Origin of the sequence: Phragmitibacter flavus, assembly GCF_005780165.1 — a bacterium.
Lineage (GTDB): Bacteria > Verrucomicrobiota > Verrucomicrobiia > Verrucomicrobiales > Verrucomicrobiaceae > Phragmitibacter > Phragmitibacter flavus.
Genome location: NZ_VAUV01000012.1, coordinates 137,349 through 163,087 on the forward strand (window position 1 = coordinate 137,349; position 25,739 = coordinate 163,087).

General features: G+C 57.5%; 23 protein-coding genes. 12 read left to right on the forward strand and 11 right to left on the reverse strand.

The window, feature by feature from the left end:
- The first annotated feature begins 15 nt into the window (after positions 1 to 15).
- Positions 16 to 4,761, forward strand: coding sequence for an autotransporter domain-containing protein (locus FEM03_RS16905; RefSeq protein WP_138087467.1), 4,746 nt, complete (start codon positions 16 to 18; stop codon positions 4,759 to 4,761).
- Between the two features lie 73 nt (positions 4,762 to 4,834).
- Here FEM03_RS16905 and acpS read toward each other — a convergent pair whose 3' ends face one another.
- The 9 genes from acpS to coaD form a co-directional block, all read right to left on the reverse strand.
- Positions 4,835 to 5,215 (reverse strand): holo-ACP synthase, encoded by a 381-nt coding sequence (gene acpS, locus FEM03_RS16910; protein WP_138087468.1) that lies wholly within the window; start codon positions 5,213 to 5,215, stop codon positions 4,835 to 4,837.
- Between the two features lie 5 nt (positions 5,216 to 5,220).
- Entirely contained in the window at positions 5,221 to 5,964 is a 744-nt protein-coding gene (locus tag FEM03_RS16915; RefSeq protein ID WP_138087469.1) for a pyridoxine 5'-phosphate synthase, read from the reverse strand.
- Positions 5,965 to 5,986: 22 nt separating this feature from the next.
- Positions 5,987 to 7,525: a bifunctional phosphoribosylaminoimidazolecarboxamide formyltransferase/IMP cyclohydrolase gene (gene purH / locus FEM03_RS16920; protein WP_138087470.1), complete on the reverse strand. Its 1,539-nt coding sequence runs from the start codon at positions 7,523 to 7,525 to the stop codon at positions 5,987 to 5,989.
- A gap of 118 nt (positions 7,526 to 7,643) precedes the next feature.
- Positions 7,644 to 7,943: a gamma-butyrobetaine hydroxylase-like domain-containing protein gene (locus FEM03_RS16925; RefSeq protein ID WP_138087471.1), complete on the reverse strand. Its 300-nt coding sequence runs from the start codon at positions 7,941 to 7,943 to the stop codon at positions 7,644 to 7,646.
- Between the two features lie 224 nt (positions 7,944 to 8,167).
- The gene (locus FEM03_RS16930; RefSeq protein WP_138087472.1) at positions 8,168 to 9,139 is read right to left on the reverse strand and encodes a beta-ketoacyl-ACP synthase III; all 972 of its coding nucleotides are present in this window, start codon (positions 9,137 to 9,139) and stop codon (positions 8,168 to 8,170) included.
- Positions 9,132 to 10,145, reverse strand: coding sequence for a phosphate acyltransferase PlsX (plsX, locus tag FEM03_RS16935; RefSeq protein WP_138087473.1), 1,014 nt, complete (start codon positions 10,143 to 10,145; stop codon positions 9,132 to 9,134). Before plsX ends, FEM03_RS16930 begins: the two co-directional genes overlap by 8 nt.
- A 393-nt stretch (positions 10,146 to 10,538) precedes the next feature.
- Positions 10,539 to 10,724 carry a 50S ribosomal protein L32 gene (gene rpmF, locus FEM03_RS16940; protein ID WP_138087474.1) on the reverse strand — a complete coding sequence of 62 codons (186 nt, stop codon included), beginning with the start codon at positions 10,722 to 10,724 and terminating at the stop codon, positions 10,539 to 10,541.
- Positions 10,725 to 10,727: 3 nt separating this feature from the next.
- Positions 10,728 to 11,222, reverse strand: a complete 495-nt coding sequence (locus tag FEM03_RS16945) for a YceD family protein (protein ID WP_138087475.1) — start codon at positions 11,220 to 11,222, stop codon at positions 10,728 to 10,730.
- Between the two features lie 97 nt (positions 11,223 to 11,319).
- Entirely contained in the window at positions 11,320 to 11,805 is a 486-nt protein-coding gene (coaD, locus tag FEM03_RS16950) for a pantetheine-phosphate adenylyltransferase (protein ID WP_138087476.1), read from the reverse strand.
- Positions 11,806 to 11,870: 65 nt separating this feature from the next.
- Here coaD and aat point away from each other — a divergent pair, with 65 nt between their 5' ends.
- From aat to FEM03_RS17005, 11 genes are all read left to right on the forward strand, one after another.
- Positions 11,871 to 12,452 carry a leucyl/phenylalanyl-tRNA--protein transferase gene (gene aat / locus FEM03_RS16955; protein ID WP_138087477.1) on the forward strand — a complete coding sequence of 194 codons (582 nt, stop codon included), beginning with the start codon at positions 11,871 to 11,873 and terminating at the stop codon, positions 12,450 to 12,452.
- Between the two features lie 152 nt (positions 12,453 to 12,604).
- The gene (locus FEM03_RS16960; protein ID WP_166442933.1) at positions 12,605 to 13,006 is read left to right on the forward strand and encodes an ArsR/SmtB family transcription factor; all 402 of its coding nucleotides are present in this window, start codon (positions 12,605 to 12,607) and stop codon (positions 13,004 to 13,006) included.
- Between the two features lie 28 nt (positions 13,007 to 13,034).
- Entirely contained in the window at positions 13,035 to 14,045 is a 1,011-nt protein-coding gene (locus FEM03_RS16965; protein WP_138087479.1) for an ArsJ-associated glyceraldehyde-3-phosphate dehydrogenase, read from the forward strand.
- Positions 14,045 to 15,301 (forward strand): organoarsenical effux MFS transporter ArsJ, encoded by a 1,257-nt coding sequence (gene arsJ / locus FEM03_RS16970; protein ID WP_138087480.1) that lies wholly within the window; start codon positions 14,045 to 14,047, stop codon positions 15,299 to 15,301. The genes FEM03_RS16965 and arsJ overlap by 1 nt, the downstream gene beginning before the upstream one ends.
- Before the next feature lie 29 nt (positions 15,302 to 15,330).
- Entirely contained in the window at positions 15,331 to 15,702 is a 372-nt protein-coding gene (locus FEM03_RS16975; RefSeq protein ID WP_138087481.1) for an ArsR/SmtB family transcription factor, read from the forward strand.
- 34 nt (positions 15,703 to 15,736) lie between these two features.
- Entirely contained in the window at positions 15,737 to 16,213 is a 477-nt protein-coding gene (locus FEM03_RS16980) for a DUF6428 family protein (RefSeq protein WP_138087482.1), read from the forward strand.
- 18 nt (positions 16,214 to 16,231) lie between these two features.
- Complete coding sequence (gene arsB, locus FEM03_RS16985; protein WP_138087483.1) at positions 16,232 to 17,284, forward strand: ACR3 family arsenite efflux transporter; 1,053 nt, start codon at positions 16,232 to 16,234, stop codon at positions 17,282 to 17,284.
- Between the two features lie 35 nt (positions 17,285 to 17,319).
- Positions 17,320 to 17,781 (forward strand): arsenate reductase ArsC, encoded by a 462-nt coding sequence (locus FEM03_RS16990; protein WP_138087484.1) that lies wholly within the window; start codon positions 17,320 to 17,322, stop codon positions 17,779 to 17,781.
- A 72-nt stretch (positions 17,782 to 17,853) separates the two neighbouring features.
- The gene (murC, locus tag FEM03_RS16995; protein ID WP_138087485.1) at positions 17,854 to 20,163 is read left to right on the forward strand and encodes a UDP-N-acetylmuramate--L-alanine ligase; all 2,310 of its coding nucleotides are present in this window, start codon (positions 17,854 to 17,856) and stop codon (positions 20,161 to 20,163) included.
- Positions 20,164 to 20,297: 134 nt separating this feature from the next.
- The gene (locus tag FEM03_RS17000; RefSeq protein ID WP_138087486.1) at positions 20,298 to 22,007 is read left to right on the forward strand and encodes a divalent metal cation transporter; all 1,710 of its coding nucleotides are present in this window, start codon (positions 20,298 to 20,300) and stop codon (positions 22,005 to 22,007) included.
- 83 nt (positions 22,008 to 22,090) lie between these two features.
- Positions 22,091 to 23,284, forward strand: a complete 1,194-nt coding sequence (locus FEM03_RS17005; RefSeq protein WP_138087487.1) for a glycosyltransferase — start codon at positions 22,091 to 22,093, stop codon at positions 23,282 to 23,284.
- A gap of 151 nt (positions 23,285 to 23,435) precedes the next feature.
- On the opposite strand, the gene FEM03_RS17010 is transcribed toward FEM03_RS17005, so the two are convergent.
- Together FEM03_RS17010 and FEM03_RS17015 are read right to left on the reverse strand one after the other, a co-directional pair.
- A complete protein-coding gene (locus tag FEM03_RS17010; RefSeq protein WP_138087488.1) occupies positions 23,436 to 24,191 on the reverse strand; it encodes a galactose-binding domain-containing protein in 756 nt (251 codons plus the stop codon).
- A 54-nt stretch (positions 24,192 to 24,245) separates the two neighbouring features.
- The gene (locus FEM03_RS17015; protein ID WP_138087489.1) at positions 24,246 to 25,724 is read right to left on the reverse strand and encodes a Gfo/Idh/MocA family protein; all 1,479 of its coding nucleotides are present in this window, start codon (positions 25,722 to 25,724) and stop codon (positions 24,246 to 24,248) included.
- Positions 25,725 to 25,739: the final 15 nt, after the last annotated feature.

A 25,739-nucleotide genomic window follows, 5' to 3' on the forward strand; every position in this document is an offset into this window, starting at 1 on the left:
AGGCGATAAAGGGAAATGATGAAACGCACACGATTCGGTCAGGCGGGCGGGGTGGTTCTGGTTGCTGGCGAGATGCATTCTAAAAACCGGAGCACGGAGGAGGTGCCTCATGAAGCGGAGGTCAGGGTGAATCGCGAGCAGGGACGCAGCCGGTGGATTCTGTGTCTGGTGATGCCGATTGCTTTGGGATTGCTGGCCCACGGGATGGCGAGTGGCCAGTCGGTTTGGAATGCGGGGTCGGCGGATTGGTTTGTTGGGACAAACTGGACGCCGAACGGCGTTCCTGCGCTGGGTGATTCGGTGACCATTGACAACGGTGGTATGGCAATGATTGGAGCTGTGGGTGCTGAGGCGGGAACGACTTTTGTGGATGATGGACAGATTTTGGTCAGTGCAGGCGGGGGATTGACGACCAACGGGGTGACTTTTCTGGGCAATGTGGCCGACTTGACGGGGGTGCTGGTAGTGAATGGGGCGGGAGCAAACTGGAAAGGTGCGGGGATCTATGTGGCGAGGGAAGGGAATGGAGTTTTTCAGGTTTCGGATGGCGGGACGGCGGAGAATTTTTTTGTGGCGATCGCGGATTCATCTGACTCTTTTGGAACGGCGATTGTGACAGGGGCGGGATCGACGTGGACAACGTTGTCGGTCGAGGTGGGGCAGGGTGGGGAGGGGCGGCTGAATATTGAAAACGGGGGGGTGATGACGTCAGATGCGTCGGTGGTGGAGACGAGGATCGGGTATGGTGATGGATCGAAGGGAACGGTGCTGGTTGATGGTCCGGGTTCCAACTGGACGATCAATGGTGGACCGATGATCCTTGCGGATCGTGGGGAGGCTTTGATGACGGTGAGCAACACGGCGACGGTGATTGTGGATGGCGAAGTTTTTATTGGCCTGCGGACTGGCAACCAGAGTGAGGGGAATGGGGTGTTGGATGTGGAGAGCGGGGGAATGTTTACGAGTGGGGCGGGGATCACGATTGGTGGGGATGATGTGGTGAATGGGACGACGGGCGGGGATGGGGAGATGAGAGTGACGGATGCCGGGAAGGTGGTGTCTGGCGGCGCGAGTTTTATCGGGCGTTCGGAAGACTCGGTGGGGTTTGTGCAGGTGTCGGGGGTGGGATCGTCCTGGGTATTGGGTGGTGGGGGTGGGGCTTTGACGATTGGGGAGGAAGGCCGGGGAGTGTTGTCGGTGGACAACGAGGGTCTGGTGCGGAGTGGGTCAACGACATTGGGTGGGGAGTTGGGCGCGATTGGCAGTGGGTTTGTGACGGGAGCCGGGTCATTGTGGGAGGTGTCGGGCGCGCTTGTATTGGGCGATGGGGGGCATGGGATTTTCAACGTTGTGGAGGGGGCGAAGTTGACGGCAGCTTCGGGTTTGTTTGGGGCGCAGGTGGGGTCCGAGGCTTATGGAAAGGTGAGTGATGCGGGGTCGCGGTTGGAGATTGCAGGGAATTTGGTGGTGGCTGAGTTGAGCGCTATGGCGGGATTGGAGGCGATGGACGGGGGGGGGGTGTCCGTGGGGATGAATCTGGGGATTGGAAATGGGGCGGGCAGCGACGGATATATGTTTTTGTCGGGGCAGGCTACGGAGGGTCAGGTGGCAGGCACGGCAACGATTGGACGGCAGGGGAATGGCCGGTTCACCATTGGGACAGGCGCAAGGTTGACGACTGGGTCGGCGATCATGGGTGAGTTGGATGGTTTTTCCAGAGGAATCATGGTGGGAGAGGGGGCTGAATGGGTGGTGAACGGCGACATGGTGTTGAGCGATGTGAACAGTGAGGCACAGTTGGTGCTTTTGGATGGTGCAGAAGTTTCGACCACTGGATTTGCAGTAATCGGGAGGGGAGCAGATTCCGATGGCTTGGTGAGGGTAGAAGGACTGAATTCGGAGTGGACGATTGGAGGTTACCTCGGTGTGGGTGATGCCGGAGTTGGGCAGTTGAATGTTAAAGATGGGGGATTTGTCAGCGCGGCGGGGACGACTGTTGGCGTGCAAGCGGGAGGAGATGGAGGAATACTGGTGCAGGGAGCGACTTCATCAATGGAGGTCACCGATTTGACCGTTGGTTTGGCGGGTGCGGGAGAGGTGTCGATTGTTGACGAGGCCGCGATGGCGGCGAGTGGCAATGTGCTGGTGGGGGGCGATGCGTTGGGTGAGGGGACATTGATGGTAGCCAACGGAGGCACTTTTTCGAGTGCATCAATGGTGGTGGCTAACGCGGCTGGAAGCACAGGTGAGGTGGTGATTGGGGACGGTCTTGCTCCTGGTGTCATTGACACACCGGTCATTACTGGTGGGGCGGGAGACGCTTCGGTGACCTTTAATCACAATTCCGCTGGGTATGTTTTTGATCCGTTGTTGACGGGAAATCTCGATGTGTTTTTTGAGTCGACTGGAACCACCATTTTTGATAATGCGAACACTTATGTCGGGTCGACAACCGTGGCCAGTGGTCAGGTGGTGACACTGAACAGCAATGCATTTGGAACCGGTCCCTTGTTGTTGAATGGCGGGGTGCTGGCACCGCAGGGATTGTTGCAGGTGGACTCGTCGGTGTGGAGTGGCGGTCAGTTGTTTTTGACTCCGGCGATTGGAGACCAGCTTCAGGTGGTGCAGAGTTTTAATAATGGAGGTGGTGGAGAATTTTTGATTGGGGTTCCGGGGCTTGAATTGACGACTTATGATTTGGTGACGTTTGCGACCAGTGATTTTACCGAGGACCAGTTGAGTGCGGTGTTTGACATCCAGAATGTGGAGTTCGACTACGATTTATTGCTCACACCGGACCGGGTGCAGTTGACAATTTTGGGAGCGACAGCGACGGGTGAAATTCTACAAAACAGTGCGCCGGTGCTGATCCCTACGTTTGCGGATTTCATTGTGAACGGGCAGGTTCGGACGGGGGAGTTGGATGAGAATAACACGATTCGTTCGCTCATCTTTTTGTCGGGTAGCAGGCTGCAGGTTTACAATCAACTGACGGTGAGCAGCGGAGAGTTTACCGTGGTGAGTGGTCGTTCAGTGGTGCAGGGTGGGACGGTATTTGTGCCGGGCGAATTTTACAAGTTGGGAGCAGGGACTCTGGATGCGCGTTCAAGTTTTGTGGTTGCCGGGAACAGTTTTATTCGCAGTGGTGCACTGGCGGTAAACGGCACTTTTCAGACGCCATTGCTGGTGGTGTCTCCTGGAGGAACGTTGATGGGTGAAGGTCTGGTGATTGGTAATGTCTTAAACAGTGGAACGGTTGCTCCGGGAAACTCCATTGGGGAGCTTGCGATTTTGGGGGATTATCGGCAGACCAGGCAGGGGACTTTGCAGATAGAGGTGGGCAGTGTGAATCGTCATGATGTGCTGTCGGTCAGTGGACTGGCGGACTTGGACGGCACTTTGGAAATTGCTTCGCTGGGTTATCGTCCCAAGTATGGTGATCAGGTGCCGTTTCTCAGGGCGGGTCGGATTACGGGCACGTTCGATGAAATTTTGATGCCGGATCCTGAGGTGAAGCGTGGTCGGTTTTTGAATTTAGGCAATGTGGGCGTTTTGCTGGTGGCACCAACGAGTTATACATTGGTGGCGGAGACGCATAACCAGACGAGGGTGGCCGCGGCGCTTGATGAATGGATTGGCATTGAGAGCGGGGACGTTGGATCGGTGACCTTGGCTTTGGATCTGTTGCGCGAGGAGCAATATCCCCAGGCATTTGAGGCGATCATGCCGGGTTTTTATGACGCGGCGTTGAGCACGGCAATTGAATTGAGCCATGGTCAGGGGCAGTTGTTGCATCAACAGTTGAGTGCGCGTCGAATTGGCGATCGGTTGAAGAACAGGCCGGTGTTGGCGGCTTCTTCAACGGACTCCGGGAAAGGGGCGAAGTTGGTGAAGCATGCGATCAAGCAGGTGGCCCAGGTGGATGAGAATGAATACCGCTGGAGTGCCTGGATGCAGGGCAGCGGACTGTTCAGCAGAGGCGGACTCTCCCTCGTCCCTGGCGAAAACTTTGAATCCGGCACCTTCATCACCGGAGCCGACTACGCGCTTTCCGATCAATTCGCCCTCGGCATCTTCGCCGGCTACAGTGAAGGTTGGGGCGACTACGACAACGGCGGCGAGATCGATCTCGAGCGGATCCTTTTCGGCACCTACGCCACTGTCGATATCGGCAATTTTTATCTCAACACCGCCCTTGGCATCGGCACCGTTGACTACGACATCAACCGTCCCATCCAGTTCGCCACCCTCAACCGCAGCGCCGGCAGCGAACCCGATGGCCACGAGTTCTTCGCATTGCTTGGTGGTGGCTACGACTTCCGTCGCGGCAACTGGACTTTCGGCCCCCAAGCCAGCCTGCAATACAGCAAGGTTTCCCTCGACAGCTTCACTGAAAGCGGAGCCGACAGTCTCAATCTGCGCATGAATGATCCCGATTCCGACAGCCTGCGAAGCTACCTCGGTGCCCGCGTGGCCTACACCATAAAGGCCACCGACCGCGTCGCCATCATTCCTGAACTGCGCGCCTTTTGGCAGCATGAATTCCTTGATGGCGACGAACTCAACGCCAGCCTGGATGGCGGTAGTGGCCCTGACTTCGCTTATGAAAGCGAACGCGACGACAAGGACGCCCTCTTCGTCGGAGCCGGACTCGGACTGCAAGTTGGCCCAAGATTCTACGCCAACCTGTATTACAACGTCGACCTCGGCCGCAATGATCCGAATCACAACATCAGCATCAGCGCCACCATTCGATTCTGATTACGGAATGTGGAAGGCTCGTCTCGAGCCTTACGGATGGGATGAAAGGCCCGGGACGAGCCTTCTACTTTATTTAACCGATCAAGACAACGGAGGCGGCGGCGGATTGAGCGGTGTGAGTAAGGCTGACGAAGCTTTGTTGGACACCAAGGGCGGCGGCTCGTTCGGCGGCGGCGCCGTGAAGATGAAGGATGGGTTCGCCGGAGGGTTCGCGAAGGACCTCAATGTCCTTCCAGGAGATGCCCTGGGCGAAGCCGGTGCCGAGGGCTTTGGCGGCGGCTTCTTTGGCGGCAAAGCGGGCGGCGTAATGAAGTGGGGCGGTCACAGAGCCGTTGCAGTAGGCGCATTCGGCTTCGGTGAAGGTGCGATCGGTGAAGCGTTCGCCGTGTTTTTCCAGCATGACGCGAATGCGTTCTACATCCACCAGATCAAGGCCGAGGCGGAACACTTTCATGAAGGTCACGCCTGGTAGGTCTTCATCACGATGAGCATCTCGCCGATGGCGCGGCGCAGACCAACGGTGATGGAGCGTGAGATGAGGTGATGGCCGATGTTGAGTTCGGCGAGGTGAGGGACGGCGAAGAGGTCGCGCAGGTTGTCGGTGGTGAGTCCGTGACCAGCATTGACCTGAAGGCCGAGGCTTTGGGCCAGGGTCGCGGCGGCGGCAAGGCGGGCGACTTCGACATTGCGTTCGTCGCCTTGATAGTTGGCGAAGGTGCCGGTGTGGAGTTCGACCATGTCGGCTCCGCAATCGGCGGCGGCGTAGATGTGGTCGAGGATGGGATCGACGAAGAAGCTGACGAGGGTGCCGTTTGCCTTCAAGCGGGCGGTGGTTTGCGTCAGGGATTCAAGATGGTTGATGACGTCGAGTCCGCCTTCGGTGGTGATTTCTTCGCGGTTTTCGGGAACCAGGCAGGCGAAGTCGGGTTGGATTTCGAGGGCAATGTCGAGGATCTCGGGCGTGTTGCCCATCTCGAGATTGAGCTTCACGAGGAGCTCTTTTTTGAGGAGGTAGACATCGGCGTCCTGAATGTGGCGGCGGTCGGCGCGGAGGTGGAGGGTGATCGAGTTGGCTCCTGCCGCTTCGACCTCGCGGGCGGCGGCGAGAAGGTCGGGCTCGGCGTTGTGGACGTCGGGCATTTTCGCATAGCGGGCCTGACGCAGGGTGGCGACGTGGTCGATGTTGACCCCGAGGTGAAGCATGGTGGCGAGGGGATTGATTAAATTAGTGTTTGAAGTGGCGGACCTTGGTGAAGACCATGGCCATTTTGCGCTCGTTGGCGGCGTCGATGACTTCCTGGTCGCGCATGGAGCCACCGGGTTGGATGGCGCTGGTGGCACCGGCTTCAGCGGCGGCAATGAGGCCGTCAGCAAAGGGGAACATGGCGTCGGAACCCACGGCGCTGCCCTGGAGGGAGAGTCCGGCTTCCTTGGCTTTCCAAACGGCGATGCGGCACGAGTCCACACGGCTCATCTGGCCAGCGCCGATGCCGAGGGTGCGGTCGGAAGAGGCGAAGACGATGGCGTTGGACTTGACGTGTTTGACGACGCGCCAGGCGAAGCGCATGGCTTCGATTTCGTCTTTGGTGGGGGGACGTTGGGTGACGACTTTGTCTTCGATGCCATCGAGGCCGAGAGCTTTGTAGTCGCTGTCCATGACCATGATGCCGCCGGGGGCGGAACGGATGGTGGGTTGTTTGAGGGCTTCCTCGACGCCAGGAAGCATCTCGATGAGGCGGAGGTTTTTCTTTTTCTGGAGATGGGCACGGGCGTCGGCTTCGTATTCGGGTGCGATGATGACGTCGGTGAAGATTTCGCCGATGACTTTCGCGAGGGCGAGGGTCATGGGACGGTTGGTGACGATGACACCGCCGAAGGGGGCTTGGCGGTCGGTTTCGAAAGCTTTTTCCCAAGCTTCGCGCAGGTCTTCGTCGGCACAACCAACGCCGCAGGGGTTGGTGTGTTTGAGGATGGCGACGGTGGGGCGGCGGAACTCGAGGGCGATGGCGGCGGCGCTTTCGATGTCGAGGATGTTGGTGTAGCTGAGGTCCTTGCCGTGAAGTTTCTCGAAATAGTCACCGAAGTTTCCGTAGAGTGAGGTGGCCTGGTGCGGGTTGTCACCGTAGCGCAGTTCGCTGTAGAGGGGGAGGCTGAGGTTGAAGGTTTTGGCGCACTCCTGTTCGTTGTTGAGGTAGCGGGCAATGGCGGCGTCGTAGTCGGCAGTGCGTTGGAAGACCTTCCAGGCGAGGCGTTCGCGGGTGGAGAGTTTGGTGTCGCCGTCGTTTTCTTTGATCTCGGCGAGGACGCTGTCGTAGTCGGCGGGGTCGGTGATGACGGTGACCGCAGAGTAATTTTTGGCGGCGGAGCGCAGCATGGAAGGGCCGCCAATGTCGATGTTTTCGATGGCCTCTTCGAGTTCAACGCCGGGTTTTGCGATGGTTTCTTCGAAGGGGTAGAGGTTGACGACAACGAGGTCGATGGGCGGAATGTCGTGTTTTTTGGCCTGTTTTTCGTGTTCAGGCAGGTCGCGGCGTTGAAGGAGACCGCCGTGGATGCGTGGATGGAGGGTTTTGACGCGACCGTCGAAGCATTCGGGGAAGCCGGTGTAGTCGGAGACTTCGATGACGGCGATGTCGTTGGACTGGAGGAATTTGGCGGTGCCGCCGCTGGAGAGAAGTTCGACGCCGAGGTCAGCAAGCCCTTTGGCAAATTCGGCGAGGCCCGACTTGTCGGACACGGAAAGGAGCGCACGTTTGATGCTCATCAAGATTTAATGAATAAATGGTGTTTCGTTGGCGAGCAGTTGAACTTACGGGGATTTGGAGGTGTGCAAAGGGAAATATGAGCAGGGGGAAGGGATAAGAGAAAAGGTGTAAGTGATTTTAGGCTCCTGATCCGAGGGTGCGGAGGAGGTGGAAGGGGTAGAGGCCGGTGTTGTGGCCGTCGGAGAATCGGAATTGAATGGCATAGTTGCCGACGATGTTCCACCCTTTGACGGTGACGCCGGGGTATTCTTTTTGAGTGGTGCCACCGTAGGTTTTGCCGAGGAGATCCTGTTCGCCGGTGTTTTCCGCGCTTGGGGAGGCGGCACGAAGTTTTTCCATGGAGATATATGTCTCAGTGCTGTCGGACCAGAGGATGGCGATTTCGTTTCCGATGGCGGCAATGTTGGAGGGGATCATGGAGAGATGGTGTGGTGGTTTGGGGCGGTTGGCAATGGCCGCTGTGGTGATCGGTGCCGGTCCGAAACTAACTCATCAAGGGGTCACGGAGTCGATGTTACGTGCGGCTTTGAATGAACCGGAATCACTCTGCCTACAAGCAGGTGGGACCCCCGTGAAATCAAGGTGAAGAAGAATGGCCGAAGAGCGGAAGGAAATCCACGCGCTCCCATCGACTTGATTGATTACCAGCGGATGACGGTGCTGGCCCAGGTGAATCCGCCTCCAAAGGCGACCAGCAGGATGATGTCGCCTTTTTTCATGCGGCCCTGACGGTTGGCTTCATCAAGGGCCACGGGAATGGTGGCGGCGCTGGTATTGCCGTATTTGTCGACATTGACGAAGGCTTTTTCGGGGGGGAGCCCGAGGCGTTCAGCGACGGCGTTGATGATGCGAAGGTTGGCCTGGTGGGGGACGACGAGATCGATGTCGGCGGTGGTCAGACCTGCCTCAGCGAGGGCTTTGTTTGCGGCGTCGAGCATGCAGGTGACGGCGTGCTTGAAGGTTTCGCGGCCTTCCATGTGAATGATGTTCGGCTGGGCAGGATCTGCGGGCGTGATGACTTTGAGGAGGTTTGAATGGTTGCCATCGGAGGCCATGATGCTGGAGAGCACGCGCCCGGGTGCGTCGGCATTGTCCTCGGAACGGATGATGGCGGCTCCGGCGCCGTCGCCGAAGAGGACGCAGGTGTTGCGGTCTTTCCAGTTGATGAGGGGGGAGAGCTTTTCTGCACCAATGATGAGGGCCGTTTTGCGGGTGCCGTCGTTGAGATAGTGGCGGGCGGTTTGAAGGGCGAACAGGAAACCGGAGCAGGCGGCGCTGATGTCGAATCCGACGGCATTGATGGCTCCAATTTTTCTTTGCACGAGGCAGGCGGTGGCGGGGAAGACCATGTCGGGAGTGACGGTGGCGACAATGATGAGATCGATCTCTTCCGCAGTGACTCCGGCCATCTCCATGGCGCGCAGTGAGGCGGTGGCGGACATGTCGCTGGTCATTTCGCTTTCGGCAGCGATGCGTCGTTCGCGGATGCCGGTGCGGGAGGTGATCCATTCATCAGAAGTTTCGACCAATTTTTCAAGGTCGGCATTGGTCATGATGTGTTCGGGCATGTAACTGCCGGTGCCGAGGATGCTGCAGGCGCAGGGATTAGACATGAGAGAGGGCGTAGGAGGCAATGGCGGCCTCAATGTGAGGGTTGACTTGATGTTCGACGGCTTCGCTGGCGACGCGAAGGGCGTTCATGATGGCGATGGGAGAGCTGCTGCCGTGACCGATGATGACGGTGCCGCGCAGGCCGAGGAGGGGGCTGCCGCCGTAGGTTTCGTAGCTGCCGCGTTTTTTCACGGTGCGGAAGGCTTCCTTGGCGAGGAGGGCACCCATTTTTCGAATGGGTTTGGCTTCAATCTCCTTTTTGAGCCATTTGAACATGATTTTGGCCGTGGCTTCGCAGCTTTTGAGGACGACATTGCCGGTGAAGCCGTCGCAGACGATGACGTCGAGCGGGGTTTCAAAGATGTCGTGGCCTTCGACATTGCCTTTGAAATTGATGGGTGCCTTGCGGAGAAGGGTGAAGGCGGCCTTGGTGAGGTCGTTGCCCTTGTAGTCTTCTTCGCCGACGGACATCAGGCCGATGATGGGGTTTTCTCGACCATGGACGTGCCTGGTGTAGACGGAGCCCATCAAGGCGTATTGGACGAGATGGTTGGCTTTGGCGTCGGGATTGGCTCCCGCATCGAGCAGGTAGCAAACGCCGTTTTCATTGGGCATGGGGCTGGCGATGCCGGGGAAGTCGACGCCTTCGAGTCGACCGAGCATGAGGGTGGCGGCGGTGACGGCGGCTCCGGTGTGGCCGGCGCTGACGACAGCCTGGCATTCGCCGGATTTGACCAAGTTGACGGCGACGGTGATGGAGGAGTTTTTCTTCTTACGGACGGCGTCGAGTCCGGAGTCGGCCATTTCAACCACTTGGGTGGCTTCGACGATCTCGATGCGGTGCCGCTGACCGACTTTCTGGTGGTCAAGTTCGCGCTTGAGGAGGTCGGTGGGACCGGTGAGGTAAAATTTTTCGATCTGCGGGAGAGCATCGAGGGCGAGCTTAAGGCCGCCGATAGGATTTTGTGGGGCGATGTCACCGCCCATCGCGTCGAGGACGATTTTCATTGAGAACGGGTGGCGTTGAAGCGGAGGGCTAAGAACATGGGCGTCGCGGGAACAGGGAGAGTTTGGCGGTTATTTACGACGATGGGAAGGGAGGGGCATTGAACGGCTGCTGGGTTGCGTGTTCAAGTTTTTTGTCTCGGTAGACGATGGTTTTTGTGTAGGGGGCGGAGGGGAGGTGGTAGAATGGGGGAAAGGTTGAAAGCTAGCTGGACGAGTCGAGTGACAGAATGGGGGCGTCTAGGGTGAGGTGAGCGGGGAGACGTCCGGAGACAGGCAGAATGCCTGTCACACCCACAGGCTGCAAGCCTGTGTCACGGCCTGAGTGCAGAACAAAAATCCCTGGGTGACAGGGCACCACAGGGATTCAGAAAGATTGGGAGGACGAGGGGGGAATTAACCCGCTGCGTCGACGTCGAGCACCTGACGATCGCCATAATAGCCACAGGAAGGGCAGGCGATGTGGGAGGGGACGGCTGCGCCGCATGAGGAGCAGGTTTTAAGCTTGGGAGCTTTCCACTGGGTGGCGCCACGGCGAAGTTTTTGGCGGCTTTTGGATTGACGACGTTTCGGGACGGCCATGGGTCAGGATTGTTTCGGTTGTTTGAATTGGTCTAGGGCCTCCCAGGCATTGCCGCGTTGGTCGGGATCAAGGTCGTCAGAAAGGGGTTCCTGATTTGGCTCAAACCGTCCCTCTGCAGGGCACTCACGGGGTGAAACGGTGCTGGTCTCACAACGTGGGTAGTTCGGAAGGGCTAACAAGATGTCTTCTCTTAGGGTGTTCGTCAAGTCGAATGGAAGATCATTTTTGAGAACGACATCGTGGAAGTAGGGGGAGAGGCGGATTTCGGTAAGGAAGTTCTCGGCGCAGCGACCACATTGGAGTTGAAAGGTGGCGGCGATTTCGCCGGTGACGATGAGGCCTTCGTCATCGCGCTGGACGTCGAGCTCGTAGGTGAGAGGCGTTTGCGGGCTGACGCTTTGGTCGTTTTCAATCTGGATGAGGTCGATGGAGAGTTGACCTTCGAGTTGCAGGCCGTCGGAGGGCATGCGTTTGGGTTCGATGAGGAGAGGGGACATTTTGAAAGGATAAAGGATAAAGGATAAAGGCAAAAGGGGGGAGTGAAATGAGGAGATGGGAGGAGGGGACGGCGCTGCTTTTCGGCGAGGTAGGGGGCTAGATTATGAGTTTGGCTTTTAGTGAGGATACGACATTCGGGGGAACGAAGGTGGTGACGTCGCCGCCGAGGCGGGCGATTTCTTTGACGATGCGGGAGCTGATGTAGGTGAGTTCTTCGCGGGGGGTGAGGAAGATGGTTTCGACGCGGGCGTCGAGTTTGCGGTTCATGAGGGCCATTTGGAATTCGAATTCGAAGTCGGAGATGGCGCGGAGCCCCCGAACGACGGCCTGGGCGTTGTGTTCGCGGGCAAATTTGACCAGGAGACCTTCAAAAGGGAGGACGCGGACATTGGTGAGTTGGTTGTCGCGGACGGTTTGTTCGATCATTTGAACGCGTTCATCCATAGTGAAGAGGCTGGATTTGGCGTTGTCACGGGCAATGGCGATGATGAGTTCGTCGAAAAGGTTGGCGGCGCGCTGCAGCACGTCGAGGTGACCGTTGGTGATGGGATCGAAGCTGCCGGGGTAGATGCCTGTGCGCATGGCGGGGAGTGTAATGTGGTGTGTCTTTGCTGGAAAGTGGAATCAGTTTGTGCAACTTGAAGAACATGCAAGCGCTGGAACCGCGACTCCTCATCAATGCTTATTGCAACGGCATCTTTCCCATGGGGATGGAGAACGGTCGGCTGACGTGGTTTTCGCCCGATCCACGGGGAATCATTCCGGTGGAAGCGTTCCATGTGCCGAGGAGTGTGCGGTCGGAATTGCGGAAGAAGAACTTTGAAGTGCGGGTAAACACGTCGTTTGGCGAGGTGTTGCGGGCCTGTGGGAAGAGGAAGGAGACGTGGATTACACCGGAGATCATTCAGAGTTATGAACTGCTGCATCAGTTGGGGCTGGCGCATTCGGTGGAGACGTGGGATGACGGATTTTTGGTGGGCGGACTTTATGGCGTGTGTGTGGGCGGGGCTTTTTTTGGGGAGTCGATGTTCAGTCGGGTGGAAGGGGGCTCGAAGGCGGCATTGGTTTGGCTGATGCAGCATTTGCAGAAAAAGGGCTTCTTGTTGCATGACACGCAGTGGACCACGGATCACCTGGCGATGTTCGGTGGCGTGGAGATTGCCAGGGAGGAGTATCTGCGGTTGCTGACCCAGGCGGTGGCTTTGGAGGTGAAGTTCGCGGGGGAGTGACGGAGGTTGAGGGGGGATTTTTCAACCACAGATGAACACAGATTAACGAAGATAATTACAGATAGGGAGGTGGAGGGATTGGTGACGATTTAGTAACGGACGGAAACGATTCGGATTTTGACGAATCGGTAAATCCCGATATGAATTTTGGCATGAAAAGACAGGTGGCGGTGGCTCATGCGTTGGGGGATGAAACCCGCTGGAGAATTGCGGCTTTGATGGCGCAGGAAGCGCTGTGCGTTTGTGAGCTGGTGGATATTTTGGATCTGGCGCAGTCGACGGTGTCGAGTCATTTGCAGGTGATGCGCAAAGCGGAGATGGTAACGATGGAGAAGGCGGACAAGTGGGTTTATTATCAGCTGTCGCGGGAGGTGTTGCCGGTTTGGAAGGCGATGCGGGGGCTGGATGACGAGAAGGTGGACCGGGTGCTGGAACGGGATGCGAAGCGGGCGGTGGCGAGGCTGGCGTTGCGCGGACAGAGCGAATGCAAGGGGCCGAGGAAGAGTATTCCGCCGGTTCACAAAGTGGCGAAGCGGGCGTGTGTGGGTTGCTGATTTTTCAACAGACTAACTTGATAAAATTATGGCGATACGAATTGGCATCAATGGTTTTGGGCGGATGGGAAGGCTGGCATTTCGGGCGGGGTGGGAATGGCCGGAGATTGAGTTTGTGCATGTGAATGAAATTGGCGGGGATGCGGGGACTTCGGTGCATTTGTTGGAGTTTGATTCGGTCCATGGTCGTTGGGCGAAGGAGATTGCGGGTGAGGGAGATCGGATGGTGGTGGATGGGAGGGTGGTGACGCATTCGAGTGAGAAGGATTTTCGAAAGGTGCCGTGGAAGGAGTTGGGGGTGGATGTTGTGTTGGAGGCGAGTGGGAAATTTCGCAAGATGGAGGAGTTGCAGGGGTATCTGGATGACGGGGTGAGGAAGGTGATTGTGGCGGCACCGGTGAAGGGGGAGGCGCTGAATGTGGTGATGGGGGTGAATGATCATTTGTATGAGGCGACGAAGCATGAGGTGCTGACGGCGGCGTCCTGCACGACGAACTGTCTGGCACCAGTGGTGAAGGTGGTGCATGAGGGCATTGGGATCCGGCATGGGATGATCACGACGCTGCACGACATGACGAACACGCAGTCGATTTTGGACACGCCACACAAGGATTTGAGGAGGGCGCGGGCGTCGAGTTTGTCGTTGATTCCGACCACGACGGGTTCGGCGACGGCAATTGGGATGATTTTTCCAGAGTTGTTGGGGAGACTGGATGGGGTGGCGGTGCGGATTCCGTTGTTGAATGCTTCGCTGACTGATTGTGTGTTTGAGATGGAACGGGAGACGTCGGTGGAGGAGGTGAACGGGTTGTTGAAGGCGGCGTCGGAGGAGGGGACGTTGAAGGGGATCTTGGGGTATGAGACGCGGCCGTTGGTGTCGGTGGATTACAAGGATGATCCGAGGTCGTCGATTGTGGATGCGCCATCGACGATGGTGACGAACGGGACGCAGGTGAAGATTTTGGCGTGGTATGACAATGAGTGGGGATATGCGAACCGGTATGCGGAGCTGGCCAGGAAGGTGGCGATATCGCTGTGATGAAGGCGGGAGATTTGAAGAATGGTCAGCGCAATTATGCGGTGGTGACGCTGGCGTATTGGGCGGACACGCTGGCGGACGGGGCGATCAGGATGCTGGTGTTGTTTTATTTTTATCAGTTGGGGTATTCGGCGTTGCAGGTGGCGTCGTTGTTTTTGTTCTATGAGATTTTTGGGGTGATCACGAATTTGTGCGGCGGGTATTTGGGGGCGCGATTTGGTTTGAAGAGCACGTTGTTTTTGGGGTTGGGGACGCAGTTGGTGGCGTTGGGGATGCTGGGGTTCATGCCGGCGGCGGGGTTGACGGTGGTGTATGTGATGGCGTCGCAGGCGTTGTCGGGGATCGCGAAGGATCTGACGAAGATGAGCAGCAAGAGTGCGGTGAAGCTGGTGGCGGGGTCGAGTGAGGGGCGGTTATACAAATGGGTGGCGGTGCTGACGGGGAGCAAGAATGCGTTGAAGGGAGTGGGGTTCTTTTTGGGGGCGTGGATGCTGTCGTTTTTTGGGGTTCAGACGGCAGTATGGACCTTGGTGGGGGTGGTGTCGGTGGCGATGGTGGCGGCGGGGGTGTTGGTGAAGGGCGGGTTGGGGGTGGCGGACAAGAAGGCGAGGTTTCGGCAGTTGTTTTCGTCGCGGCGTGAGGTGAATGTTTTGGCGGCGGCGCGGTTGTTTTTGTTTGGGGCGCGGGATGTGTGGTTTGTGGTGGCGGTGCCGGTGTTTTTGTCGTCGGTGTTGGGCTGGCCATTTTGGAAGTCGGGCGGGTTCATGGCGGCGTGGGTGATTGGTTATGGGATGGTGCAGGCGGCGGCGCCGATGTTGGTGGGTCGGGGTCGGGTGCAGCCGCATGGGGGGACGGCGGTGGGGCTGGCGTTTTTGCTGGCGGTGTTTCCGGCGGGGATTGCGCTGGCGTTGTGGGGTGGGGTGGTGCCAGGGGTGGCGGTGGTGTCGGGATTGATTTTATTTGGGGTGGTGTTTGCGCTGAATTCGGCGGTGCATTCCTATTTGATCCTGGCGTATGCGGATGGGGACAAGGTGGCGATGAATGTGGGGTTTTATTACATGGCGAATGCCTGTGGGAGGCTGGCGGGGACGGTGTTGTCGGGCTGGGTGTATCAGATGGGAGTGGTGCGCGGGGAGTCGATGGGGCTGGTGTGGTGCCTGGCGGTTTCGACGGGGCTGGTGCTGGCGGCGGGGGGGTTGGCGCTGGGGTTGCCGGGGGTTGAAAGAAAAAGGATGAAAGAGGTGCATCTTTCATAACGAAGATTAACGTAACGAATAATGTCGTTATGAAGAATCTGGTCAACTGTTGTCATGCTTTCGCGGATGAGACGCGCTGGAGGATGGTGCAGTTGTTGCTGGATGAGGCGCTGTGTGTTTGTGAGGTGGCGGATATTTTGAAGATGCCGCAGTCGTCGGCTTCGAGTCATTTGCAGGTGATCCGCAAGGCGGGGGTGCTGGAGAGTGAGCGGCGTGGTAAGTGGATTTATTATCGGGTGCAGCCGGGGCAGCGCAAGATGGTGCTGGCGATGGGCAAGTTTTTTGGGGTGTCGGTGGAGACGGATGCGGTGTTGCGGGGAGATGCGAAGCGAGCGGTGAAAAGGCTGGCGGAGCGGGAGTCGGCGTGTTGTCCGTTGCCGAAGATGCTGGCGTCGAAATAGGAATTTTATATTAACCAAACAAGGAGATCGACTGATGAAACTGATTGAATTTAAAGCGTTGCTGAGGCAGCATGTGGGGAAGAATTTTCAATTGCAGCTTCCGGATGGGGCACCGGTGCCGGTGTCGTTCCATGTGACGGAAGTGGGCAGGGTGCAGAAGACGTTCATTGATTGCGGGGGGACCTTGCGGGACCTGGTAACGTGTCAGTTGCAGGTGTGGGTGGGGGAGGATGTGGATCATCGAATCGAGGCGGGAAAGGCGGCGGCGATTCTGGACAAGGCGGCTTCATTTTTGAAGGACGAGTCGATGCCGGTGGAGGTGGAGTATGAGGACAGGGTGATTTCGCAATACACGATCGAAGGGCATGAGGCGAATGAGGCGGCGGTGGTGTTGAAGCTGGCGCACAAACATACGGATTGCCTGGCGAAGGAGCTTTGTGGGGTGCCGGGGCCGTCGTTGTCGCTGAAGGATCCGCGCAAGGTGGCGTGTTGTGGACCTGGGGGTTGCTGAGAATTAACCGGTGTTTTTATGAGTGAGAGTGTGGGTGGGAAGATGTCGTTCATGGACCGTTATTTGACGGTCTGGATTTTTGTGGCGATGGGGTTGGGGGTGGCGCTTGGGTCGTTGGTGATCGATGATCCAAAGGCGTTTTTCGAGCCGTTGTCGGTGGGGACGACGAATGTGCCGATTGCGATTGGGTTGATTTTGATGATGTATCCGCCGCTGGCGAAGGTGCGGTATCGGGAGTTGCCCAAGGTGTTTTCGGATGGGCGGGTGTTGACGTTGTCGCTGGTGCAGAACTGGTTGATCGGGCCGGTGTTGATGTGGGTGCTGGCAGTGGTGTTTTTGCGGGATATGCCGGAGTATATGGTGGGGTTGATCCTGGTGGGGATTGCGCGGTGTATTGCGATGGTGTTGGTCTGGAACGAGCTGGCGAAAGGGAGTCGTGAGTATGCGGCGGGGTTGGTGGCGCTGAACAGTGTGGCGCAGGTGTTGTTTTACAGTGCGTATGCGTGGTTGTTTATCACGGTGCTGCCGCCGTTGGTGGGGCTTGAGGGGGTGGTGGTGCAGGTGGAGATGAGGGAGATTTTCTGGAGTGTGATGATTTATCTGGGGATACCGTTTGCGGCGGGGGTGTTGAGCCGGGTGTTTCTGGTGAAGTGGAAGGGGGAGGTGTGGTATGAGGAGGTGTTTTTGCCGAGGATTTCACCGATGACGCTGGCTGCGTTGCTGTTCACGATTGTGGTGATGTTCACTTACAAGGGGGACGCGATGTTGAGGTTGCCGCTCGATGTGTTGAGGATTGCGGTGCCGCTGGTGATTTATTTTGGCGTGATGTTTTTGGTGAGTTTTGTGATGGCGGCGAAGTTGGGGACGGATTATCCGAGGTCGGCGAGTGTGGCGTTTACGTCGGCGGGGAACAATTTTGAGCTGGCGATTGCGGTAGCGATTGCGGTGTTTGGGATTGATTCAGGCGTGGCGTTTGCGGTGGTGGTGGGGCCGTTGATTGAGGTGCCGGCTTTGATCGGGCTGGTGCATGTTTCGTTGTGGTTGAAGGGTCGATTTTTTGTGGTGCGGTGAAGATTCAATCGACGAGAGACGTTGTGAGCATTCCGATGATATTGATTTTATGCACAGGGAATAGTTGTCGCTCGCAGATGGCGGAGGGCTTTTTGCGGGAAATGTTGGGAGAAGGATTTCGGGTGGCAAGTGCGGGGTCGAAACCGGCGGGGTATGTGCATCCGCTGGCAGTGCGGGCGATGGGTGAGTTGGGGATTGATCTTGGGGGTTTTGAGTCGAAGCATGTGGACGAATTTCGTGACGCGGGGGTGACGACGGTGATCACGGTATGTGGGCATGCGGATCAGGCTTGTCCGATGTTTCCCGGGAAGGTGCAGAGGCATCATTTTCCTTTTGATGATCCGGCGCATGCAACGGGGGATGAGGAGGAACAGATGGTGATGTTTCGTCGGGTGCGTGATGAGATTCGCGCGGTGTTTGGGGCTTATGCTGCGGGGAGGATGGATGAACGGGGGCTTGATGATGAACGCTCGTCTGATGGCGGGAAGGTCATTTGATCTGGAAGAAACCATGGCGGTGTATTGCAAACCATTGCAAATCGACGGAAACGATGGCAAACCATCGCACACATGAATCACGCTGTTGTTAGTTTGCTCAAGGAAGGCCGCCACAAGATGCGGGTGCATTTGATTGGGGTGGCAGGTTCGGGGATGAGCGGGCTTGCGCAGCTGTTGATGGAACTGGGGCATGCGGTGAGTGGGTCGGATCGGGTGAACACGAAGGAAACGCAGCGGTTGGAGAAGAATGGGATGGTGTTTCATTGTCCGCAGAGTGATCGCGAGGTGGAGGGGGCGGACATGGTGATTTATTCGAGTGCGGTGAAGCCGGGGAACCTGGCGTATGAGGCGGCATATCATCAGGGGATTCCGCTGGTGAGAAGGGCGGAGGCGCTGGCGGCGGTGATGGCACGCAAGCACGGGGTGGTGGTGGCTGGGACACATGGAAAGACCACGACGTCATCGATGACGGCGCACGTTTTACGGGTCGGGGGAATGCGTCCCTCGCATTATGTGGGGGCAGAGATTCCGATTTTAGGCAGCAATGCGCATTGGGATGATGAAGGGGATTTGTTTGTTGCGGAAGGAGATGAAAGCGATGGGACGCTGGTGAAGTTTGAGCCGCGGCATGCGATCATTTTGAACATCGAAGCGGAGCATCTGGATTTTTATGAGAACCTGGATGAAATCAAATTGGTGTTTCGTCAGTTGTTGGAGAAAACGAGCGGCTTGAGTGTGTATTGTGGCGAGGATGAGGTGGCGACGGAGCTTTGCAAGGGGCGGAGGAATGGGATCAGTTACGGCTGGAAGAAGGAGCATGATTTTTCGGCGGAGGTGCTTGAGCTGAGGCCGGCGCAGACGGTGTTTGATGTGTTTCACAAGGGCGAGTTGCTGGGGCGTTTGATGCTGGGGATACCGGGTCGGCACAACGTGTTGAACGCGCTGGCGGCGACGGGGCTGGCGTATACGGTGGGGGTTCCGTTTGAGAAAATTAAGACGGCACTGGAGTCGTTCCGAGGGGCGAAGAGGCGGTTTGAGTCGAAGTATGCGGGGTCGCATTTCCAGATTGTGGATGACTACGGGCATCATCCGACGGAGATCAAGGCGACGCTGGCGACGGCGAAGGCGCTGAATCCGAAGCGGATTGTGTGTTTGTTTCAGCCGCATCGGTATTCGCGGACGCAGTTGCTGAAGAAGGAGTTTGGCGAGGCGTTTGATGATGCGGACATGTTGTGTGTCACGGATGTGTATGCGGCGAGTGAGAAGCCTTTGCCGGGGGTGAGCGGGGAAACGATCATTGAGGAGGTGAAGGCGAGATCAACGATGGTTTGTCACAGCACGCCGAAGATGATGCAGGCGCGGGATTTGATCGGGAACAAGCTGCAGCCTGGGGATCTGTTGATTACCTTGGGCGCGGGCAACGTGCATGAGGTGGGAACGTGTCTGGCGCGAGATTTGAAGGTGGCGGAGCAGTTGCTGGACATTCTCAATGCGGAAGGTGGCGGGGTGGTGAAGTTGCATGAACCAATGAGCAATCACACGACGATCCGCATTGGGGGTCCGGCGCAGTTTTGGCTGGAGCCTAGAACGGTTAAGGGTTTTGTGGAAGTGGTGAAGTTTTTGCGGGGCGCGTTTATCCCGATTCGCGTGATCGGACGCGGATCGAATTTGCTGGTGAAGGATGGCGGGATTCGTGGGGCGGTGATTCATCCGAACAAGGGGGAGTTTGATGTGGTGGAAGTGCGTGGTGACAAGATCCATGCGGCGGCGGGCGTGAGGCTGAAGAAGATCGCGAGTGCGGCGCGCAATGCGGGATTGGCGGGGTTTGAGTGGATGGAGGGCATTCCAGGAAATCTCGGTGGGGCATTGCGGATGAATGCGGGCGCGATGGGCGTGCAGACGTTTGATCAGGTGGTGAGTGTGACGTTTTTGGATTCGATCGGGGAGCTGCGCGAGAAGTCGGTGAGGGAGATGGAGCATCACTATCGGAATGTGCCAGAGTTGGAGCAGCACTTTGCGGTGGGAGCCGTGTTGCAGGGCAAACCGGGACCGGTGGAGGCGATTGACGAATTGTTGCAGGCGTCGCAGCGCAAGCGTCGTTCAACGCAGCCGATTGGGGCGAGCGCGGGGTGCATCTTCAAAAATCCGAATGAGATTCCGGCGGGCAAGCTCGTGGATGAGCTGGGTTTGAAGTTGAAGGGTCATGGTGGGGCGGCGGTGTCGAAGGAGCATGGCAATTTCATTTTGAATGTTGGGGGGGCGAAGGCGCGTGATGTGCTGGATTTGATGGGGGACATCAAGCAGTCGGCATTGGAGCAGCGGGGGATTCTTTTGGAGAACGAGGTGCAAATCATTGGTGAGGATGATCCGCTTCCGCTTTAGGCGTTTTAGGGTTGCGTTTTGCGCAGGTTCCGGGCAAGGATTTACCGCCTGATGGCGTAAACGATAGGTGGCTGCCTTCTGAAGATGGTCTTCGGAGGACGGTTTTCCTTTGTCAGCTTGTTTTTGTTTTTATCATGACACCCGATTCCTCCCAAGACACCCTTGCCGCCGAACGCGAAGAGCTTCGTTCCATTCAAGCTGGCCCGGTTGGCAAGAAGTTTGCCTATTACATTTCCAAATCAGGCCCGGGTTGGTTGCAAGGGGCAATTACTTTGGGGGGCGGATCGCTGGCGGGTGCGATGTATTTGGGGATCATTGCAGGGAATGGCATGCTGTGGTTGCAGCCATTGGCGATGATCTTGGGAGTGATCATGCTGAGCGCAATTGCGTATGTAACTTTGTCGACGCAGAGGCGGCCTTTTGAGGCGATCAACAGTCATGTGAGCCCGGTGTTGGGCTGGGCGTGGTTGCTGGCGGCAATGATGGCGAACATTGTCTGGTGCATGCCGCAGTTCAATCTTTCGCGTGCGGCGATTCAGCAGAATCTGTTTCCGGCGATGGCCGATGCGGATGGCGGGGTCGGCGTGAAGAGCGTGATCATTTTGTTGGTGTTGCTGGTGGTGTCGTTTTTGATCAACATCTCCTACGAGAAGGGAAGCAAGGGGGTGAAGATGTTTGAGAACATCCTGAAGTTGATGGTGGGCGTGGTGGTGATTTCTTTCTTTGGTGTGGTGATGGCTTTGGCGTTTGGGGGACGGCTTGACTGGGGCGGGATGTTCAAGGGGATGTTTTTGCCGGACTTCAGTCTTGCGACCCAGCCGGCGATGGCGTTCCGTGAAACGATCGCGGCGACGGGTGAGTTTGCGGGTTATTGGACTGAAAAAATTTCAGGAGAGCAACGCGACCGGATGATGACGGCGTTCGGCACAGCGGTGGGGATCAACATGACGTTTTTGCTGCCGTATTCGATGTTACGCAAGCGCTGGGGGCAGGAGCATCGCGGGCTGGCGATTTTTGATTTGTCGCTGGGTTTGGTGATTCCTTTCGTGCTGGCAACGACTTGTGTGGTGATCGCGGCTGCTTCGCAGTTTCATGCGACAACAGGGGACATCTTTGAGGCGGACGGTCGCACGGTGCGTCCGGCGATGGTGAGGTCATTCAATGGACTGGCGGATGGTCGGGTGAAGGCGGAGGTCGGCGCGGAGACCTTTGCGGGACTCGATGAAGCGGCGCTCGTGCAGCGACGTGAGGCGCTTCCGGCGGCGGATCGTCAGCTTTCGGCGATGCTGGTGGGACGTAACAACTTCAATCTGGCGCAGGCATTGGAGCCGCTTACAAATCAGTTTGTGGCGCAGAAGGTGTTTGGTCTCGGAGTGTTGGGGATGGGATTGTCGACGATCATCATGCTGATGTTGATCAATGGATTTGTGTTCTGTGAGATGTTCAACAAGCCAGGACATCGGGGAATCCACCTGCTTGGCTGTGCGGTGTCCGGGGTGGGCGGCTTTTTCGGGCCGTTCATTTGGGGCAAGGGGGCGGCGGAGATCGCTCTGGCGGTGCCGACCTCGGTGATCGCGGGTTCGATGATTCCGATTGCGTATTTCACGTTTTTCCTGCTGATGAACTCACGCTCGTTGCTGGGGGATGCGATGCCGAAGGGCCGGTCGAGAGTGATTTGGAACTGCTTGATGTTGCTGGCGACGACGGTGGCCACGGTCGGGACCGTGTGGGTGTTGTTGGGCAAGGGCACGATGGGTCGGATTGGTTTGGTGGTGTTGGTCACGTTGCTGGTGATTGGGTTTGTCGGGTTTTTACGCAAAAACCGGGTGAGCGGTGCGGCCTAGGACTTGAGGGGAACCAAATATTGAGTGACGGCAACTGCGAAAGTGGTTGCCGTCTCTTTGCGTTTGTGGTTGGGGGTGAGGTCATGTCGCGACGCATTGTTGAGGTCTTTAACCGCTACGCATTTTATGGCGGCGAAGAGAAAGTGGCGGATCAGATTGCGGGTCATCTGACGCAGGATCACGAACTGCTGCGTTGTGGTTTTGACAGTCGCGAATGGATGGGAGAGGGGGCACCGGGAAAGTTGTCGCAAGTGAGGCGGCTATTTTATAATGGTGAAAGCCGGGAGAGGTTTGAGGCGGCGGTGAGGGAATTCAAGCCGGAGGTGGCGATGTTTCACAACGTTTATCCGGTGGGGTCGCCGTCGTTGTATCATGCGGCGCAGTTGAAGGGATTGCCGGTGGTGCAGTATGTGCACAATTTTCGACCGTTCTCGGTGGGGGGATCGCTGTATTTGAAGGGGAAGTTGATGCCGGGAGCGTTGAAGGGATCGTTTTGGCCAGAAGTGTTGAATGGAGCGTGGCAGGGATCGGTGTTGAAGTCGGCGCTGATGGCGCTTGCGTTGAAGCGGCTGAGGACATCGGGGTGGTTGGATCAAGTGAAGGTGTGGGTGTGCATTTCGGAGTTCATGCGTGACCGGTTTGCGGAAGCTGGGATCGACGAGAGGCGATTGGTGGTGCTGAAACACGCCTGGGAGCCGAAGGTGGTGGAGACGGGGATGGCTGAAGAAGGAGATGGGTATTTGTTTTTGGGAAGATTGGTGGAGGAGAAGGGGGTGAGGGTGCTTTTGGAGGCTTGGGAGCGGCTTTGGAAGGAAATGGGGGAGGCGACGCCGGAGTTATGGATTGGAGGGGAGGGACCGCTGGAGGATGAGGTGAGGGCAGCGGCGGCAGGGAATCCGCGGGTGAGATATTTGGGCATGTTGGCAGGGGATGAGAAGAGCCGAAGGCTGCGCGAGTGCAGGGCATTGCTGGCTCCTTCGGTATGGTGGGAGCCTCTGGGGCTGGTGGTTTATGAGGCGTATGAAGCGGGAAGGCCTGTATTGGCGGCGGCTTCGGGGGGATTGACGGAAACGGTGAAGGATGGGGTGACTGGCTGGTTGCATCCGGCGGGAGACGTGGGGGCTTTGGTGGACTCTGTGAGGGCAATGGAGCAGATAGGGGAAGAGGGGCGGTCGACGATGGGGAGGGAGGGGAGGAAGTGGCTGGAGGCGAACACGGGGGTGGAGGGGTGGAAACGGGAGATGGCGTTGATTTTGGAGAAGGCGATTGAGGGATGAGGGATGAGAGGTGGGGGCTGCGGAAGGTTGGGAGACGGGGAGACGTAGGTAGTAGGTGGGCGTTGGCGAAAGCGGCGCGGAGCGCCGCACTCCAAAAACAAAAAGCCGCTGCGGGTTAGGCAGCGGCTTTGGGGAAGAGATGGAAGTGGCGTTACTTGACCGGAGTCGCGTAAACGTGGGCTTCGATGTAGTGGTTCATTTCGTTGGCGGTGTTGCCATTGCTGTAGAAACGAACGTAACGGCCTTTGGCACCTTTGCCGTTAATGAGACGGCCGTGGTTGGTTTCAACGTAGGCTGGATCGCTGCCTTTGCCGAGTCCGGCGGTGTCGTCGTGGTCGTTGTTGTAAACGGTGGTGACTTCGTTCTTGAACTCAGGGTCGTTGCTAATCTGGACGTTGACGTCGAAGTAAACGGCTTCTTGTTTGTGGAAGTGCCAGAGAAGGATTTGCCATGCTTGATATTCAGCACCGAGGTCGATTTGAACCCACTGATGACCAGGCTTGAGTTCGACATAGCAACCGTCTGCGCCATCGGCGTCGCCATCGGTGACGAGGTCAAGGGTGCCGATGATTGGGAAGTCGTCAGAACTGGTGACGGTCTTGCCTTTGGCCACGTTCTCGGCACCTTTGGGCACTTTGAAGGTCAAGCGGGCCTTGACGGCTTCAGGATCGGGTTTTTCGAGGTTGGCAATGTCGCCTGGAGGCACCGGGGTGCCAATAAACATCGGTTTTGGATAGGCAGGGGTGATGTCGACGAGGTCGCCGGCGGGAAGCTCGGGAGCAGCGCTGGTTTCCGCAGCCGGGGCCGTGGTGGTGCCGCCTTCTTCAGGTTTTTTGCCGCAGGAGGTGAGGGTGATGGCAGCGGCGACGAGGCTGCTGGTAAGGACGATGCTGGATTTCAGTTTCATGATGGAAGAATAGAGGGTTTAAGTTCAGTGGTGTGGTGGAGTGCTTTGAGGGAGTTAGACCGCGAAATCTTCGGGAGTGAAGACGTATTTGCTGCCGGTGCGGATGGAGTCATAAGCACGCAGAACGGTGACACAAGCCTTGTAGGCGTCGTTGACGTTGCAGGTGAGGTGGGCCGGATTTTTGGTCTGGACCGCTTCAATGAAATTCTGCACGTGAGGGGAGTGGGCGTAGCGTTTGAGGGTGACGCCGAGATTCCACTGGGTGGGGGCGGCGCTTTCGCGCACGTCGGCAAAGCTGACTTCGCCGTAGGATGGTGGTTTGGGTTTGTCCCAAGTGCGGGGGTGTTCCCAGAACTTGTTTTTGACGGCTTCGGCAGGTTTGGTGATGATCGGGTTTTCGCCTTCGCCGAAGGCTTCCCAGTCGTTGCCGGGTTCGGCGTAGAGCTGGTTGTAGTTGGGGGTTTCAGAAATGATGGCGCTGCCCTGGACGCCCATGTGTTTTTCGTAGAAGCCCTGGGAACCGGTGGTGGTGAGCACCTGGTAGTAGGCGCGCATGGTTCCGGTGGGAAGCTTGTATTCATACATGCACATGACGTTGTCAGGCAGTTCGAATTTGAGGCGGCCTTCGCTGCCATCGTAGTAGTCGACTCCGCCAACGGCGACAAGGGAGGTGGGGGTGGTCTCATACATCCAGTTGAACATGTCAATCTGGTGGGCACCGAGGTCGGAGAGAGGGCCGCCGCCGTATTTGGCGAACGAGCGCCAGTTGCGGAATTCGTCGATGTTGCTGTAGCCGTATTTGGTGAGGACCTCCTGCGGAATTTCGTAGCCTTTGACGACGCCCTGGGGCTGGCTGGCGGAGACGCCGCGGTTCCACTGGCCGTAGAGGTGGGTCACGCGACCGAGAAGGTTGTGTTTCTTGATGACGTTCTCGCGCAGGTTGATGTAGCGCGGGTTGCTGTGGCGTTGGTGGCCGATTTGGAATATGCCGCTGAATTCTTTGCCTGCTTTGACCATGTCGTAGGCACCTTCGATGGTGTTGGACATCATTTTTTCGCAGTAGACGCTTTTGCCACGGGAAAGGGCGATGCGGGAGTGCGGGGCGTGAAGGAAGTCAGGGGTGGCGATGAAGACGGCCTCAATGGAAGGCTCTTTGTCGAGCATCTCCTCAAGGTCTTCGTAGATTTTGATTTCGCCGTCGACCTGGGCTTTGTTTTCACCGAGCATGCCACCGCGGGTTTTGGCGATGGAGAATTTCCAGATGTCGCAGATGGCGACCCATTGGATGCCGGGAACGTCCTTTGAGGCGATGCGGATGGCGTTGCCCTGGGCACCGCAGCCGACGAGGGCGCACTTGATGGTGCGACCTGACTCAGAGGCCTGGGCGATCGCGCTTTTGCTGGTGTTGAGCAGGAGACTGCCACCGGCGAAGTAGGCTCCGGTGCGCAGGAAATTGCGCCGGTCCATGTAGCGGCTGAGACTGGAGCCGGAACCGGAGGGTTCGGTGTTGGAGGAAAGGGAGGGAATGTTCATTCGCTTGACTTGGAT

Bases quoted from the DNA above. Each gene is read 5' to 3' on its own strand.
- FEM03_RS17015 (WP_138087489.1), bottom strand. From the start codon at position 25,724: ATGAACATTCCCTCCCTTTCCTCCAACACCGAACCCTCCGGTTCCGGC.
- FEM03_RS16980 (WP_138087482.1), top strand. From the start codon at position 15,737: ATGAAACTGATTGAATTTAAAGCGTTGCTGAGGCAGCATGTGGGGAAG.
- FEM03_RS17000 (WP_138087486.1), top strand. From the start codon at position 20,298: ATGACACCCGATTCCTCCCAAGACACCCTTGCCGCCGAACGCGAAGAG.
- murC (WP_138087485.1), top strand. From the start codon at position 17,854: ATGAATCACGCTGTTGTTAGTTTGCTCAAGGAAGGCCGCCACAAGATG.
- FEM03_RS16915 (WP_138087469.1), bottom strand. From the start codon at position 5,964: ATGCTTCACCTCGGGGTCAACATCGACCACGTCGCCACCCTGCGTCAG.
- arsJ (WP_138087480.1), top strand. From the start codon at position 14,045: ATGAAGGCGGGAGATTTGAAGAATGGTCAGCGCAATTATGCGGTGGTG.
- FEM03_RS16925 (WP_138087471.1), bottom strand. From the start codon at position 7,943: ATGATCCCCTCCAACATTGCCGCCATCGGAAACGAAATCGCCATCCTC.
- purH (WP_138087470.1), bottom strand. From the start codon at position 7,525: ATGAGCATCAAACGTGCGCTCCTTTCCGTGTCCGACAAGTCGGGCCTC.
- coaD (WP_138087476.1), bottom strand. From the start codon at position 11,805: ATGCGCACAGGCATCTACCCCGGCAGCTTCGATCCCATCACCAACGGT.
- aat (WP_138087477.1), top strand. From the start codon at position 11,871: ATGCAAGCGCTGGAACCGCGACTCCTCATCAATGCTTATTGCAACGGC.
- rpmF (WP_138087474.1), bottom strand. From the start codon at position 10,724: ATGGCCGTCCCGAAACGTCGTCAATCCAAAAGCCGCCAAAAACTTCGC.
- FEM03_RS16905 (WP_138087467.1), top strand. From the start codon at position 16: ATGATGAAACGCACACGATTCGGTCAGGCGGGCGGGGTGGTTCTGGTT.
- plsX (WP_138087473.1), bottom strand. From the start codon at position 10,145: ATGAAAATCGTCCTCGACGCGATGGGCGGTGACATCGCCCCACAAAAT.
- FEM03_RS16945 (WP_138087475.1), bottom strand. From the start codon at position 11,222: ATGTCCCCTCTCCTCATCGAACCCAAACGCATGCCCTCCGACGGCCTG.
- FEM03_RS16975 (WP_138087481.1), top strand. From the start codon at position 15,331: ATGAAGAATCTGGTCAACTGTTGTCATGCTTTCGCGGATGAGACGCGC.
- acpS (WP_138087468.1), bottom strand. From the start codon at position 5,215: ATGAAAGTGTTCCGCCTCGGCCTTGATCTGGTGGATGTAGAACGCATT.
- FEM03_RS16990 (WP_138087484.1), top strand. From the start codon at position 17,320: ATGATATTGATTTTATGCACAGGGAATAGTTGTCGCTCGCAGATGGCG.
- FEM03_RS17005 (WP_138087487.1), top strand. From the start codon at position 22,091: ATGTCGCGACGCATTGTTGAGGTCTTTAACCGCTACGCATTTTATGGC.
- FEM03_RS17010 (WP_138087488.1), bottom strand. From the start codon at position 24,191: ATGAAACTGAAATCCAGCATCGTCCTTACCAGCAGCCTCGTCGCCGCT.
- FEM03_RS16960 (WP_166442933.1), top strand. From the start codon at position 12,605: ATGAAAAGACAGGTGGCGGTGGCTCATGCGTTGGGGGATGAAACCCGC.
- arsB (WP_138087483.1), top strand. From the start codon at position 16,232: ATGAGTGAGAGTGTGGGTGGGAAGATGTCGTTCATGGACCGTTATTTG.
- FEM03_RS16930 (WP_138087472.1), bottom strand. From the start codon at position 9,139: ATGTCTAATCCCTGCGCCTGCAGCATCCTCGGCACCGGCAGTTACATG.
- FEM03_RS16965 (WP_138087479.1), top strand. From the start codon at position 13,035: ATGGCGATACGAATTGGCATCAATGGTTTTGGGCGGATGGGAAGGCTG.